Raw genomic sequence first — 14,324 nt, 5'->3', positions numbered from 1 at the left:
GGGGCTTACTTGGCCCGGCCGGAGATCGTGATCTGCACCTTGTCGCCCGGAGAGGCCACCAAGCCGGCGGTGGAGCAGTTGAAGGCGGCCTGGTCGTTGAGGGTCACGCGCTGGCCGGTGGAGCGGTTGGTGCACACCACGCTCAGGCCGCGGCTTTTGAGGTTGACCACCTTGCCGGAAATGGGCAGGGTTTCACAGGTGCCGGCCACATCGGTCGGGATGAAAGGGTCGGCATTCAGGCCGATTTCACCGGCATAAACCCCCACACCGGCGGCGCCGGTGAGGTATCGCCCAGCAAAGGCCATGGTCACGTCCACCCGCTGGGTCTGGCCCACCGGCACCTGAATCTCCACGGAATCCTTGAGCTGGCCGTCGTCCCAGAGCTCGAAGGTGACGTTGTCCATGCCGCCACCGTCGTCGTTGACGCCCGTGACCTGGCCGGTCACGCGGATCACCACCTTGGAGCAGTTGTCGTCCTCAGAAACCACCTGCTGGCCGGTGACCACCAGGTCGCCCGCGGGCACCGCCGAGGGGGCGACCGGCGCCTTGCGGCCGATGTTGCCGCCGCCAGCCATGGCGGCGCAGGGCAAGGCCAGCGCCACGGCCAGCAGGGTTTTGGAGACAAGGATCTTGGGGAGCGTCATGGTCAGCCTCACGGAATATCAAGGGTTTTCAGGAGGACGCAGAAAATCCTCAAAAAACCCTTTTCCGGGCGGGTTGACGGATTTCTGATTCCTGTTTTCAAGTGCCCTTTGAACGAGCACACAGAAAACAGGCGTCAGGTTATGCCGCCACCCCGTGGGCGTCAAAAATCCAGGCCCCCACAGGCTAGGGAAAAATCTTACGATTGACCGCCTGAGGAAACATCAAAGGATTCTTGTTTCAATTTCTCAGGCCTGCGGCCCGGCGTCGACCAGCTTGTGCAGCAGGGCCATGAACTGCTGGCGCTCGGCCGGCGCCAGCGGCTCCAGGATGCGCCACTGGGCCCGCTCCATGGCGGGCATGACGGCGGCCAGCAGCGCGGCCCCTTCGGCGGTCAGGGTGAGCAGGCGCACCCGGCGGTCCGAGGGGCTGGCATTGCGTTGCATCAGGCCGCGGGCCTCCAGGCGGTCGACCACGCCGGCCGTGGTGGAGGTGTCAAAGCTGATCTCGCGCGCCAGGCCCCGCTGATCCAGGCCCGGCCGGTCGGCCACCATGCGCAGGGCGGCGAACTGCACCGGCGTGAGGTTGTGCCCCTCGGTCTCCTGCATGAACAGGGCCACAGCCTGCTGCTGCAGGCGGCGTATGGCATGCCCGGGCAACACGTTGAGCGGGTGGGCCTGCGCGTCGGTGGCGAGGTCTTCGGCGGGAAGGCCGGCGGCAGGGGACGGCGGGCAGGGCATGGCAGACACGGCGGACTTCAAGCTTGATCCGGGATAACCCCCGGTGCAACGCGGCGGATCCTATCATTACACTAATCGTCAGCATGCTGATGATATGCATGCTTACAGAACACCACCCTCGCCCCTCCCCCTCGACCTCCGGCGCCGTCCCCCCGGCGCCTGCGACCTCAGGAACACGCCATGAACGCAGCAAGCTCCCCCTCCAACCTGCCGGTGCTGGTCGCCGGCGGCGGCATCGGCGGCCTGGCCGCCGCCCTGGCCCTGGTGCGCCAAGGCTTTGAGGTGGTGGTGCTGGAGCAGGCCGCCGAGATCGGCGAGATCGGCGCCGGCATCCAGCTCGGGCCCAACGCCTTCCATGCCTTTGACGCCCTGGGCATCGGCCCCAAGGCCCGCAGCCGCGCCGTCTACACCGACTACATGGTCATGCACGACGCGATCGACGAGTACCAGGTGGGTCGCATCCCCACCGGCGAGGCCTTCCGCCAGCGCTTTGGCAACCCGTATGCGGTGATCCACCGGGTGGATGTGCACACCTCGCTGCTGGAGGGCGCGCAGGAGACCGGCCGCGTGCGCTTTCACACCTCCACCCGGGTCAGCCACGTTGAGCAGGGCCAGGGCACCGTGACCGTGCACTGCGCCGATGGCCGCACCTTCACCGGCCAGGCGCTGATCGGTGCCGACGGCGTGCGCTCGGTGGTGCGCCAGCAGTATGTGAACGACCCGCCGCGTGTGACTGGCCATGTGGTGTACCGCGCCGTGGTGGACCAGGCCGACTTTCCCGACGAGCTGAAGTGGAACGCCGCCAGCATTTGGGTGGGGCCGAAGTGCCACCTGGTGCATTACCCGCTGCGCGGCGGCGAGCAATACAACGTGGTCGTCACCTTCCACAGCCGCCAGCAGGAGGAGTGGGGCGTGACCGATGGCAGCAAGGCCGAGGTGGAAAGCTACTTCCAGGGCATCTGCCCCAAGGCTCGGCAACTGATTGAGCTGCCCAAAAGCTGGAGGCGCTGGGCCACGGCCGACCGCGAGCCCATCGGCACCTGGGTGTTTGGCCGCGCCACCTTGCTGGGCGATGCCGCCCACCCCACCACCCAGTACATGGCCCAAGGCGCCTGCATGGCCCTGGAGGACGCCGTCACCCTGGGCGAAGCCCTGCGCGTGCATGGCAACGACTGGGACCAGGCCCTGCCGCTCTACCAAACCAGCCGCGTGGCGCGCACCGCCCGCATCGTGCTCAGCGGCCGCGAGATGGGCCGCCTCTACCACGCCGAAGGGGTGGAGCGCCTGGTGCGCAACAGCCTGTGGAAGGGCCGCACCCCTGAGCGCTTTTACGACGCCATGGAATGGCTCTATGGCTGGAACGTCAGCAACTGTTTGGCCCTTTGACCCCGAAAGCCCACCATGCATGAACTTGGCCGCCTTGAAGACCTGCCCGCCGACTACCTGGACAGCCTGACCGCGCAGAACCTGGTGCCCCTGTGGCCCAGCCTGCGTGCCGTGCTGCCGCCGGGCGTGCCCACCCGCCGCACCCAGCCCACGCACTGGTCGTATGAGGCCCTGCGCCCGCTGCTGATGCGCGCCGGGGACCTGACCCCCATGGAAAAGGCCGAACGCCGCGTGCTGGTGCTGGCCAACCCGGGTCACGGCCTGGAGGCCATGAAGGCCAGCGCCGCCATGTACCTGGGTATGCAGCTGCTGCTGCCGGGCGAATGGGCGCCCAGCCACCGCCACACCCCCAATGCGGTGCGCATGGTGGTGGAGGGTGAAGGCGCCTGGACCACCGTGGACGGCGAGAAATGCCCCATGGCCCGGGGCGACCTGATCCTCACCCCCACCGGCCTGTGGCACGAGCACGGCCACGACGGCACCGGGCCGGTGGTGTGGCTGGATGTGCTGGACCTGCCGCTGGTGTACTTTCTGGAGGCCAGCTACGCCATCGAGGGCCAGCGCCAGGTGCAGCACCCGGGCCGTGGCGACCGGGCCTACGCTCGGGGCGGCCTGGCGCCCACGCCGGTGTTTGGCCGCAGCGGCAAGGCCTACCCCATGCTGCGCTACCCCTGGGCCGAGGCCAAGGCCGCTCTGCAAGCCCTGGCCGAGGACCGCCCCGACCTGGACGCGGTGCAGATCACCTACGTCAACCCCGAGACCGGCGCCGACGCCGAGAACATCCTGGGCTTCTACGCCCTGATGCTGCGCCCGGGCCAAACGCTGCGCCTGCCCGCCCGCTCGCCGGCCCAGGTCTTCCATGTGATTGAAGGCGCCGCCGCGGTGGCGGTGGAGGCATCCGGCCCGGCCGGCGCCCCTGCGCGCTTTGACTTGGCCGAGGCCGACACCTGCTGCGCCCCCGGCTACACCGCGGTCACGCTCACCAATGCCCGCGCCGACGCGCCGAGCTTCGTCTTCATCGCCGACGAGAGCCCGCTGCATCGCAAGCTGGGCGTGTACGAAGAACGCGGCTGACCCCCAACCCACCCCTCCCGAACCGAACCGAGCCCATCATGAGCACGACCTCCAGCTACCTCTTCCCCCCGCCCGCCATCGCCAGCCTGCCCGTGCGCGGCAGCACCCAGCGCGTGCCCGTCAACCGCATCTTCTGTGTGGGCCGCAACTACCACGCCCATGCGGTGGAGATGGGCCGCCCGGTGGACAAGTCGGTCGAGCGCCCCTTCTACTTCACCAAGTCGCCCGGCACCCTGGTGCCCAGCGGCGCCACCGTGCCCTACCCGCCCGAGACCGGCAACTACCACTTCGAAATGGAGCTGGTGCTGGTGATCGGCAAGGCGGGCTTCCGCATCCCGCCCGAGGCCGCCCACGAGCACATCTACGGCTACGCCTGCGGCCTGGACATGACCCGCCGCGACCTGCAACTGGTGGCCCGCGACAAAGGCCGTCCCTGGGACCTGGGCAAGGACATTGAAAACGGCTCGGTCTGCAGCGAGGTGCTGCCCCTGCCCGGCGTGGTGATCGAGCGCGGCGAGATCGCCCTGAGCGTGAACGGCCAGGTCAAGCAGCAGTCGGACGTGGACAAGCTGATCTGGAACATCCGCGAGATCCTGGCCGACCTGAGCCTGTTCTACCACCTGCAGCCCGGCGACCTCATCTACACCGGCACCCCCGAAGGCGTGGGCGCCGTGGTGCCGGGCGACCACATCACCGGCCATGTGGCCGGCGTGGGCGAGGTGACGCTGACGATTGGGGCGGGGCAATGAGGCGGGGCACATCTGGGCCGAGCGCCGGGCCGCTCCCAAGCCGGTCCACATCCCCTCGGGGGATCGGCCAACGGACCCGTTGGTCGAGGGGCTGACATGCGGCTCTACAACTTCTTTCGCAGCGGCACCTCGCACCGCCTGCGCATTGCCCTGGCCCTCAAGGGCCTGACGCCCGAGTACGTGGCGGTGGACCTGCGCACCGAGGCCCACCTGCGGCCCGGCTTCAAGGCGCTGAACCCGCAGGGCCTGGTGCCCGCGCTGGAGCTGGATTCGGGCGAGGTGCTGATCCAGTCGCCCGCCATCATCGAGTGGCTGGAAGAGCGCCACCCCACGCCCGCACTGCTGCCCACCGAACCGCTGGCCCGCGCCCGGGTGCGGGCGCTGGCCGCCCTCATCGGCTGCGACATCCACCCTGTCAACAACCGCCGCATCCTGGAGACACTGCGCCAGCAGTTTGGCTGCGACACCACCGCCATCAACGCCTGGTGCGGCACCTGGATCGGCGCCGGCTTTGACGCGCTGGAGGCCCTGCTGGCCGCCGACACCGCACGCGGCGCCTTCTGCTGGGGCCACACCCCCACGCTGGCCGATGTCTACCTGGTGCCGCAGGTGGAGAGCGCCCGCCGCTTTGGTGTGGACCTCAGCCGCTGGCCACTGATCAGCGCGGTGGACGCGGCCTGCGCCGCCCTGCCCGCCTTCCAGGCCGCCGCGCCCGCGCGCCAACCCGACGCGGGCTGACGACTTGGCCCGCGCCGGCCCCTGTCCTTGCCCTTCAACCCACCGGGCGCCAAGACCCGGCCTTCCTTTCATCCCCGGATCCGCCACAGGAGACACCCGTGAATCCCTCCACCGTCCGCCGCCACACCCTCGGCACCCTGGCCGCCGCCCTGTTGGGCCTGGCATTGCCCCTGGCCCACGCCCAGGAGCCCTGGCCCAGCAAGCCCGTCACCCTGGTCACGCCCTTCGCCCCCGGCAGCGGCCCGGACGCCGTGCTGCGCCTGGTGGGCGAGAAGCTGGGCAAGCTCTGGAACCAGCGCGTGCTGGTGGACAACAAGCCCGGCGGCGGCGGCTTCCTGGCCATCGACGCGGCCAAGCGCGCCCCGGCCGACGGCTACACCCTGCTGCAGCTCGACAGCGAGCACCTGGCCGCCCTGCCCCTGCTCTACAAGTCACGCAACTTCGAGACCCTCAAGGCCTTTGAGCCCACCGGCATCCTCTTTCGCACGCCCTTCATGCTGGCCGTGGCCGCCGACTCTCCCTGGAAGACCGTGGGCGACCTGATCGCCGCCGGCAAGGCCAAGCCCGGCAGCATCAGCTTTGGCTCCTGGGGCGTGGGCAGCCCCGGCCACCTGGGCGGTGAGGAGTTGGAACTGCGCGCCGGCCTGGACATGCAGCACATCCCCTACCGCGACGTGGGCCAGCTCTATGGCTCGGTGGGCGCGGGCGACCTGCACTGGGCCTTCGGCAGCATCCCCAGCAGCCAGGGCGCCTACAAGGCCGGCAAGCTGCGCTACCTCGCCGTGGCCGCCCCCAGGCGCATCGCCCAACTGCCCGACGTGCCCACCCTGGCCGAGGCCGGCGGCCCGCCGCTGGAAATCAACTCCTTCGTGGTGCTGGTGGCCCCGCGCGGCCTGCCGGCCGCGGTGCGCGACAAGATCCACGCCGATGTGGCCAAGGCGGTGGCCGAGCCCGACATCCAGGCCCGCTTCAACACCTTCGCCTTTGAGACCCTGCCCTGGAGCCCGGCCGAGATCGAGAAGCAGGCCGCCGCCAAGGCCAAGGTCTACGCCGAGCTGGTCAAGCGCAAGAGCATCAGCCTGGAGTGAGCGGACCCGGCCCGGTCGCCCGGCCGGTGTGACGCAATGCACACCGGCCGCGGCCCCGGGCGCTTGCCCCCTCAACCCGAGGGGGGAAAGGACGAACTGCGGGGCCATTCCACCGCAGTCCAGGCGACCGTCCCCCCCGGCGCCCGTCCACCACCATGACCACCTTCAACGGCACCACCGGCAACGACAGCTTGCTGGGCGGCACGGGCAACGACCTCCTCAACGGCCTGGCGGGTCATGACACCCTGGACGGCGGCGCCGGCGCCGACACGCTGGTGGGGGGCGACGGCAACGACACCTACAAGGTGGACAACGCCGGCGACGTGGTCAGCGAGACCAGTGCCAGCGGCGGCATCGACCTGGTGATGAGCAGCATCAGCCTGACCCTCGGCGCCTTTCTGGAGAACCTGCGGCTGACCGGCACCGGGCACCTCAACGCCACCGGCAACGGCCTGGACAACGTGCTGTTCTCCAACGCCGGCCACAACGTGCTGGACGGCGCCGGTGGCAACGACACCGCCTCCTACCAATACGCCGCCGCCGCCGTGGTCGTCAACCTGGGCACCAGCACCGCGCAAGACACCGAAGGCGCGGGCGTGGACACCCTGCGCAACATCGAGAACGTCACGGGCAGCGCTTTTGACGACGTGCTCACCGGCTCCAGTGGTGCCAATGTCATCGACGGCGGCCTGGGTGCCGATGTGATGACGGGACGCAACGGCCATGACACCTATGTGGTCGATTCAGAAGACGATGTGGTCGTGGAGACCCAGAGCAACAGCGCCATTGGCGGCGTGGACCTGGTGCAGACCACCTTGGCCGCCTACACCCTGGGCCGCAACCTGGAGGATGGCCGCCTGCTCAGTGCGGGTGCCGCCAACCTGACGGGCAACGGCTTGGCCAATGTGCTGTACGCCGGCGCCGGCGCCAATGTGTTGGACGGTGCGGGGGGCACCGACACGGTTTCCTACCGCCACGCCACGGCAGCGGTCAATGTCAGCCTGGCCCTCAGCAGTGCACAAGCCACCGGCGGCTCTGGCAGCGACACCTTGCTCAACCTGGAGAACTTGGGCGGATCCGCCTTCAATGACACGCTACGGGGCAGCACGGGGGCCAACGTGCTCAGCGGCGAGGCCGGCAACGATTCCATACTGGCGGGCGGTGGCAATGACCTGCTGCGCGGGGACGCGGGCCATGACACCCTGCGCGGTGAATCGGGCCAGGACACCCTGGTGGGCGGCGCCGGCAACGACAGCCTGGACGGCGGCGCGATCACCGACCGCCTCAACTACACCGACGGCAACGTCCTGAGTTATCGAGACTCCACCGCCGGCATCGTGCTGAACCTGTCGGGCATCACCGGGACTGGCGCCACCGGCTACGGCACGGTGGCCGACGGGCTGGGCGGCACCGACCGGGTGGTCAATGTGCCCTTCATCGTCGGCTCCAGCCTGGATGACCTGCTGATCGGCAGCACCGCCCGCATCTTCGAGCAGTTCGAGGGCGGCACCGGCAACGACACCCTGGACGGCGGCGCCATCACCGACCTGTACGCCATCGGCAACAGCAACCGCGCCAGCTACCAGAACGCGACGGGTGCGGTGCAGGTGGACCTGGCCGAGGGCACGGCCACCGGCGCCGACGGCAACGACGTGCTGGTCAACATCAACCAGGTGCGCGGCTCCGGCTTTGGCGACCTGCTGGTGGGCTCTGACGCCACCGCCTGGACCGAGTCCTTTGAGGGCCGTGCGGGCCACGACACCCTCGACGGTGCCGGGGGCAAGGACTTCGTGCGCTACGAGGCCGCCACCGTCGCCGTGCAGGTCAACCTGGCCACCGGCACCGCCCAGGATGGCCAAGGCGGCACCGACATCCTGCTGAACATCGAAGGCATCTGGGGCTCGGCCTACGGCGACCTGCTCGTGGGGGGCGCCGCCGCCAACGGCGCCGGCACCACCGACGGCTTTGAGTTCTTCCGCGGCGGCGCCGGCCACGACACCATCGACGGCGGCACCGGCTATGACCGGGCCGACTACACCAACAGCGCCACCGGCATCGTCGCCCAGCTCAGCGGCAGCGACAGCATCGCCGGCACCGTGCAGGACGGCCTGGGCGGCACCGACTCGCTCTACAGCATCGAGGCCATCCGCGGCTCGGCCTTTGCCGACCAGATCACCGGCAGCGGCCGCAGCACCTACGCCGTGGACAGCTACTATGAAAGCCTGGAAGGCCTGGAGGGCAACGACACCCTCCATGGCAACGGCGGCAGCGTGCGGGCCGACTACCTCAGCAGCACCGCCGGCATCACGGTGAACCTGGTCACCGGCACGGTGCAAGACGGCTTTGGCACGACCGACACCCTCATCGCCATCGGCTCCATCCGCGGCTCCAACCATGCCGACGTGATGCTGGGCAACGACTGGAACAACACCCTGGACGGCCAACTGGGCGACGACACCCTGACCGGCGGCAAGGGCAACGACACCTACCGCGTGCACGACGCCGGCGACCAGGTGGTGGAGCTGGCCGGCGAGGGCACCGACACGGTGTTCAGCCACCTGGCCGACCTCACCCTGGCCGAGCAGGTGGAAGTGGGCCGCGTGGCCGGCAGCACCGGCCAGGCACTGAGCGGCAACGCCTTGGCCAACACCCTGGTGGGCGCGCTGGGCGACGACACCCTGAACGGTGGCGCCGGCAGCGACTGGCTGGAAGGCGGCGCTGGCGATGACTCGCTGGACGGCGGCCTTATCGCCGACCGCTTGGCCTTCTCCGACGGCAACTGGGCCAGCTACCGCAATGCCACCGCCAGCGTGGCAGTGGACCTCTCCGGCATCGCCGGCGACGGCAGTGTGGGCACCGGCACCGCCAGCGACGGCGTGGGCGGCACCGACACCCTGCGCAACATCAATTTGGTGGCGGGCTCCGCCTTCGATGACGACATCACCGGCAGCGCCGCGCTGCAGTTTGAGATGTTCGAGGGTGGCCTGGGAGACGACACCCTGGACGGCGGCGCCATCACCGACCGCTACGGCCAGACCGGCACCAACCGCGCCAGCTACCAAAACGCCGGCGGGGCCGTACAGGTGAACCTGGCCACCGGCACCGCCACCGGTGCCGATGGCGACGACACCCTCCTCAACATCAACCAGGTACGCGGTTCGAGCTACGGCGACCAGCTCACCGGCAGCAATGCCAGCGCGTGGAACGAGCTGTTCGAGGGCCGCGCCGGCAACGACACCCTCGACGGCGCCGGTGGGAAGGATTTTGTGATGTACCGCGCTGCGGCCAGCGCGGTGAACGTCAACCTGGCCACCGGCACCGCCAGCGATGGCGACGGCGGCACCGACACGCTGCTGAACATCGAAGGCGCCTTCGGCTCCAACTTCAATGACGTGCTCACCGGCGGCGCCAGCGCCAATGGCAGCGGCCTGCTGGACGGCTTCGAGATGTTCCGCGGCTATGGCGGGAACGACACCCTGGACGGCGGCGCCGGCTACGACCGCGCGGACTACAACCAGGACGCCGGGGCCATCACCGCCACGCTCAGCTACCTCGGTGGCGTGATGGGCGGCACCGTGGCCGACGGCTTTGGCGGCACCGACACCCTGATCCGCATCGAAGCCATCCGCGGCTCCCTCTACAACGACAGCCTCACCGGCAGCGGACGCAACACCTGGGCCACCGACGGCTTCTTTGAGACCTTCGAAGGCGTGGAGGGCAACGACACCCTCAACGCCAACGGCGGCATGGTGCGCGCAGACTATGCCAGCAGCCTGGCCGCCGTGACCGTGAACCTGGCCACCGGCACCGCCAGCGACGGCCTGGGCGGCACCGACACCCTCATCGGCGTGAACATGGCCCGCGGCTCCGACCTGGCCGACACCCTGGTGGGCAACGCCGCACGCAATGTGCTGACGGGCGGGCTGGGCGCCGACACCCTGACCGGCGGCGCCGGCAACGACCTGTTCCGCTTTGAGACCACCGCCGGCAGCGCCCACGCCGACCGCATCACCGACTTCAGCAGCGCCGACGACCTCCAGCTCGAGAACGCCGTGTTCACCAAGCTCACCACCACCGGCGCGCTGGCCAGCGGCCAGTGGGCGGCCAACGCCAGCGGCGCGGCGGCAGACGCCAACGACTACGTGGTCTACAACACCAGCACCGGGCAGCTCTGGTACGACGCCGATGGCAACGGCGCCGGTGCCGCCCAGCTCATCGCCACCCTCACCGGTGCGCCCACCCTCACCGCCGGCGACATCTTCGTGACCTGATCAGGCGCCGCAAGCCGGGTTGGCGGTGTTGGCGGCAAAGCCCACGCTGCCGTTGACGGTGCCAGTGGCGCCGTCACCACTGCCGCTCAGCACCTTGGCGGTGAAGCTCAGGGTACGGCCGCTGGTGCTCACCGTGATACCCGAAATCGGGCTGCCGCTGGCGTTGTCGAACACCGTGTAGCCGGTGCTGCCGATCACCGAGGCATGCAGCACCGCCTGGTCCGACGGGCGGAAGTACACCTGCACCGCATAAGTGCTGCCGTTGGCGCCGGGCACGTTCTCCCAGAACAACTCGCAGTAGGGTTGGGCGCTGAAGCCATCGGCCGCCCGGGCCAGGTTGCCCGCCGTGCCCGCCGCGCCCAGGTTGAGCGTGGTGTTGTGGCTGGACGGCGTGGCCGACGACAGGGTCAGGCTGCCCGAGCCGCCACCGGCCGGGGGGGCCTCCTCGTCATCCCCACCGCCGCCGCAGGCGCTGAGCAAGGCAGCGCAGGCCCACACGGCCAAGGAAGCGCGAAACAGACGCCGGGTCGGGCGGTGGGCGGTCCGTGCGCAGGGGCTTGTCGTCAGGTTCATGGTCATCTCCAGGTCTCGGCCAGGCCGACCGGCGCCGCCGGCCCCCGGCGGGGGCCGTCGCGGCGGCGGCCACATCGAGCCGGGCGCTGTCTGACTACGCCGGTTTGGCCGCCGTCAAGGCTCAGCGCAGTCCCACCGTCCGGTCCACAAACTAGGGAGAAGCGCCGGGGGCATGCGCCAGCACCCAGTCGTACAGGGCCTGCGCCGCGGTCGAGAGGCTGCGTTCACGCCGCCGCACCCGATAGATCTGGCGGCTCAGGCCCGGCCAGGCCAGCGGCCGGGTGGCCAGTGCGGCATCCTGAAACTGGTAGAGCGTCAGCGCCGGCACGATGCTCACCCCCAGCCCCGCCTTGACCAGCCCGGCCACCGTGGCCAGCTGCTCCACCTCCAGCACCGGGCGCAGCGCCTGCGGGTGAATGGCCGCCTCAATGCAGGGCCGCACGCTGGAGGTGCGCGCCAGGTGCACAAAGGGCCAGGCCGCCACCCCCTGCGGCGTGAGCTGCGCCGCCGGCAGGGCGGGGTCGGCCAGCGGGTGGCCCACGGGGCAGACCAGGTGAAAGTCGTCGGCACAGAAGGGTTCAGCCACCAGCTCGGGCATGTCTTCTCGGCGGGTGGCCGGGCTGGCGGCCAGCGCAAAGTCGGCCAGGCCCTGGCGCACCCGGTCCAGGCAGGGTTCTGACAGCACATCGGCCACCTGCACCTCAATCCCCGGCCAGCGGGCCTGGAACGCCGCCAGCACCGGTGGCAGCCAGCCCGCCGCCAGCGAAGGCAGCAGCGCCAGCGCCACCCGGCCGCGCGCACCCTGGGCCCGCTCGCGCATCAGCGCCAGCGTGGCCTCGGCCTCGTCCACGATGCGTTGCGCCCCGGCGGCAAAAGCCTGGCCCTCGGGCGTCAGCTCCACGCTGCGGGTGGTGCGGTCAAACAGGCGCGCGCCCACCTCCGCCTCCAGCTGCTGGATCAGGGCCGAGAAGGCCGGCTGCGACAAATGGCAAGCCGCCGCCGCTCGCGTGAAGTGCCGCGCCTGGGCCAGGGCCAGAAAGGCCCGCAACTGCCGCAGCGACAGCTGCCCGCCAGCCAGGGATGAGGACAGTGGATTCATTGGCATGGCAGATGAGTTGCGCTGAATTTTCTATTTCACAGATTAGCAGCCCCCGCCTAGAGTGCGCCGCATGTCTGCCACCCCACCGCCTGCCGTATCGCCGCCCGCTGCCTCCACGTCGGCTTCCCCGGCCGCGCCGCCAACCGCCGTGCTGCGCGTGGCCTGCGCCGCCGGCTTCTCCGGCGACCGCACCGACGCCGCCCTGCCCCTGGTGCAGGCGCTGGCCGCCGCCGGTGGCCCGGCCTGCCTGATCTTTGAAACCCTGGCCGAGCGCACCCTGGCCCTGGCGCAGCTGGCCCGCCGCCAACAGCCCGAAGCCGGCTACGAGCCCCTGCTCGACGAGCTGCTACGCCCAGTCCTGGGGCCCTGCCAGGCGGCCGGCATCACCATCGTCAGCAACTTTGGCGCGGCCCACCCGGCCGGCGCCGCCCGGCGCATTCACGCCCTGGCGCGTGCGCTGGGCCTGCGCCCGCCCCGCATCGCCGTGGTGGAGGGGGACGACCTGATGAACCCGGCCCAGCGCCCGCTGTGGCAGGCCGCCGCCGGCGAGGCCCAGGTGGTTTCAGCCAACGCCTACTTGGGGGCCGAGGCCATTGCCGCCGCCCTGCGGGAAGGCGCCGAGGTGGTGGTGTGCGGCCGCGTGGCCGACCCCTCGCTCACCGTGGGCCCCTGCCTGGCCCACTTTGGCTGGGCCGTTGACGACTGGGACCGCCTGGCCCGCGCCACCATGGCCGGCCACCTGCTGGAATGCGGCGCCCAGGTCAGCGGCGGCTACTACGCCGACCCCGGCGTGAAAGATGTGCCCGGCCTGGCCACACTGGGCTACCCCATTGCCGAGATCGACGCCGACGGCCACTGTGTCATCACCAAACCCGCCGGCACCGGCGGCGTGATCGACACCCACACCGTGCGCGAACAACTGCTCTACGAGGTGCACGACCCCGCCGCCTACCTCACCCCCGATGTGGTGGCCGATTTAAGCGAGGCCGAGGTGACGGCCGAAGGCCCGGACCGGGTGCGCCTCTCGGGCGTGCGCGGCCACCCGCGCCCCACCACCCTCAAGGCCAACCTGTTCCATGAAACCGGCTGGCTGGCCGAGGGCGAAATCTCCTACGCCGGCGTGCGCGCCGCCGCCCGCGCCCGCCTGGCCGCCGACGTGGTGCGCCAGCGCCTGGCCGATGTGCCTGGCCTGGCCCAAGGCCTCGTGACCCTGCGCGCCGACCTGATCGGCGTGGCCAGCGTCTTTGCCGATGACACCGGCCGCTGGTGGCGCGACGAGGGCGACCCCACGCAAACCGACGGCTTCGCCCATGCCACCGACGTGCGCCTGCGTCTGGCCCTGGCCCACCCGCTGCGGACCCAAGCGGAGCGGCTGCTGCGTGAAGTCACCGCCCTCTACACCTGCGGCCCGGCCGGCGGCGGCGGTGTGCGCACCGCCCTGCGCCCGCGCCTGGGCACCCTGTCCTGCACGGTGCCGCGTGCCGCCGTGCCCGCCACCCACCGTTTCATCCTGCCAGAGGCCGCATGAACCACCGCCCCACCCCGCCCGGCGACAGCCTCTCCGTGCCCCTGCACCGTCTGGCCCACGGCCGCACCGGCGACAAGGGCGACCGCAGCAACATCAGCGTCATCGCCTGGGAGCCTGATTTCTGGCCCCTGCTGTTGGCCCAGGTGACGCCTGAGGCCGTGGCCGCCCAGTTCCGCCACCGCCAGCCCCAGCGCGTGCAGCGTTTTGTGCTGCCCCGCCTGCAGGCCATGAACTTTGTGCTCGACGCCGCGCTGGACGGCGGCGTCAACGACTCACTCAACCTCGACACCCACGGCAAGTGCCTCTCGTACCACCTGTTGGACCTGCCAGTGCAGGTGCCGGCCGACTGGGCGCGGCGCCTGCGGGGCTGAAGGCGTGAGCCGCCGCCACCGCCTCGCCCCTGGCCCTGCCGTTAAGCTGCATCCCCCCACGGGGT

At 70.4% G+C, this 14,324-nt stretch carries 12 protein-coding genes; 8 read left to right on the top strand and 4 right to left on the bottom strand.

Annotated elements, in window-relative coordinates:
• Window positions 1-5: 5 nt before the first annotated feature.
• Entirely contained in the window at window positions 6-644 is a 639-nt protein-coding gene (locus tag G3A44_RS16895; RefSeq protein WP_163458923.1) for a hypothetical protein, read from the bottom strand.
• Between the two features lie 246 nt (window positions 645-890).
• Window positions 891-1,382: a MarR family winged helix-turn-helix transcriptional regulator gene (locus G3A44_RS16890; RefSeq protein WP_163458947.1), complete on the bottom strand. Its 492-nt coding sequence runs from the start codon at window positions 1,380-1,382 to the stop codon at window positions 891-893.
• 180 nt (window positions 1,383-1,562) lie between these two features.
• Here G3A44_RS16890 and G3A44_RS16885 point away from each other — a divergent pair, with 180 nt between their 5' ends.
• The 6 genes from G3A44_RS16885 to G3A44_RS16860 all read left to right on the top strand — a co-directional run bounded on the left by G3A44_RS16885 (window position 1,563) and on the right by G3A44_RS16860 (window position 10,688).
• Window positions 1,563-2,768, top strand: a complete 1,206-nt coding sequence (locus G3A44_RS16885) for a 3-hydroxybenzoate 6-monooxygenase (RefSeq protein WP_163458922.1) — start codon at window positions 1,563-1,565, stop codon at window positions 2,766-2,768.
• A gap of 15 nt (window positions 2,769-2,783) precedes the next feature.
• The gene (locus tag G3A44_RS16880) at window positions 2,784-3,842 is read left to right on the top strand and encodes a cupin domain-containing protein (RefSeq protein ID WP_163458921.1); all 1,059 of its coding nucleotides are present in this window, start codon (window positions 2,784-2,786) and stop codon (window positions 3,840-3,842) included.
• 38 nt (window positions 3,843-3,880) lie between these two features.
• On the top strand, window positions 3,881-4,591 hold the full coding sequence (locus G3A44_RS16875; protein WP_163458920.1) for a fumarylacetoacetate hydrolase family protein: 711 nt from the start codon (window positions 3,881-3,883) through the stop codon (window positions 4,589-4,591).
• A 96-nt stretch (window positions 4,592-4,687) separates the two neighbouring features.
• The gene (gene maiA, locus G3A44_RS16870) at window positions 4,688-5,329 is read left to right on the top strand and encodes a maleylacetoacetate isomerase (protein ID WP_163458919.1); all 642 of its coding nucleotides are present in this window, start codon (window positions 4,688-4,690) and stop codon (window positions 5,327-5,329) included.
• Window positions 5,330-5,427: 98 nt separating this feature from the next.
• A complete protein-coding gene (locus G3A44_RS16865) occupies window positions 5,428-6,417 on the top strand; it encodes a Bug family tripartite tricarboxylate transporter substrate binding protein (RefSeq protein WP_163458918.1) in 990 nt (329 codons plus the stop codon).
• 155 nt (window positions 6,418-6,572) lie between these two features.
• On the top strand, window positions 6,573-10,688 hold the full coding sequence (locus G3A44_RS16860; protein ID WP_163458917.1) for a beta strand repeat-containing protein: 4,116 nt from the start codon (window positions 6,573-6,575) through the stop codon (window positions 10,686-10,688).
• Here G3A44_RS16860 and G3A44_RS16855 read toward each other — a convergent pair whose 3' ends face one another.
• Together G3A44_RS16855 and G3A44_RS16850 are read right to left on the bottom strand one after the other, a co-directional pair.
• Window positions 10,689-11,261: a hypothetical protein gene (locus G3A44_RS16855; RefSeq protein ID WP_163458916.1), complete on the bottom strand. Its 573-nt coding sequence runs from the start codon at window positions 11,259-11,261 to the stop codon at window positions 10,689-10,691. It abuts the gene before it with no gap.
• Window positions 11,262-11,412: 151 nt separating this feature from the next.
• Window positions 11,413-12,366, bottom strand: coding sequence for a LysR family transcriptional regulator (locus G3A44_RS16850; protein WP_239061931.1), 954 nt, complete (start codon window positions 12,364-12,366; stop codon window positions 11,413-11,415).
• A gap of 64 nt (window positions 12,367-12,430) precedes the next feature.
• Here G3A44_RS16850 and G3A44_RS16845 point away from each other — a divergent pair, with 64 nt between their 5' ends.
• Window positions 12,431-13,888, top strand: a complete 1,458-nt coding sequence (locus G3A44_RS16845; protein ID WP_163458915.1) for an acyclic terpene utilization AtuA family protein — start codon at window positions 12,431-12,433, stop codon at window positions 13,886-13,888.
• On the top strand, window positions 13,885-14,259 hold the full coding sequence (locus G3A44_RS16840; RefSeq protein WP_163458914.1) for an AtuA-related protein: 375 nt from the start codon (window positions 13,885-13,887) through the stop codon (window positions 14,257-14,259). Before G3A44_RS16845 ends, G3A44_RS16840 begins: the two co-directional genes overlap by 4 nt.
• Window positions 14,260-14,324 lie beyond the last annotated feature (65 nt).

The organism is Ideonella livida, from assembly GCF_010499455.1.
GTDB classification, from domain to species: Bacteria; Pseudomonadota; Gammaproteobacteria; order Burkholderiales; family Burkholderiaceae_C; genus Ideonella; species Ideonella livida.
The sequence above is the reverse complement of the archived record's forward strand: the minus strand, read 5'-3'. Positions and strand labels throughout refer to the sequence as shown.

Coding starts and splice junctions, on each gene's coding strand:
- G3A44_RS16875 (WP_163458920.1), top strand. CDS start 3,881: ATGAGCACGACCTCCAGCTACCTCTTCCCCCCGCCCGCCATCGCCAGC.
- G3A44_RS16855 (WP_163458916.1), bottom strand. CDS start 11,261: ATGAACCTGACGACAAGCCCCTGCGCACGGACCGCCCACCGCCCGACC.
- G3A44_RS16890 (WP_163458947.1), bottom strand. CDS start 1,382: ATGCCCTGCCCGCCGTCCCCTGCCGCCGGCCTTCCCGCCGAAGACCTC.
- G3A44_RS16860 (WP_163458917.1), top strand. CDS start 6,573: ATGACCACCTTCAACGGCACCACCGGCAACGACAGCTTGCTGGGCGGC.
- G3A44_RS16850 (WP_239061931.1), bottom strand. CDS start 12,366: ATGCCAATGAATCCACTGTCCTCATCCCTGGCTGGCGGGCAGCTGTCG.
- maiA (WP_163458919.1), top strand. CDS start 4,688: ATGCGGCTCTACAACTTCTTTCGCAGCGGCACCTCGCACCGCCTGCGC.
- G3A44_RS16840 (WP_163458914.1), top strand. CDS start 13,885: ATGAACCACCGCCCCACCCCGCCCGGCGACAGCCTCTCCGTGCCCCTG.
- G3A44_RS16895 (WP_163458923.1), bottom strand. CDS start 644: ATGACGCTCCCCAAGATCCTTGTCTCCAAAACCCTGCTGGCCGTGGCG.
- G3A44_RS16885 (WP_163458922.1), top strand. CDS start 1,563: ATGAACGCAGCAAGCTCCCCCTCCAACCTGCCGGTGCTGGTCGCCGGC.
- G3A44_RS16845 (WP_163458915.1), top strand. CDS start 12,431: ATGTCTGCCACCCCACCGCCTGCCGTATCGCCGCCCGCTGCCTCCACG.
- G3A44_RS16880 (WP_163458921.1), top strand. CDS start 2,784: ATGCATGAACTTGGCCGCCTTGAAGACCTGCCCGCCGACTACCTGGAC.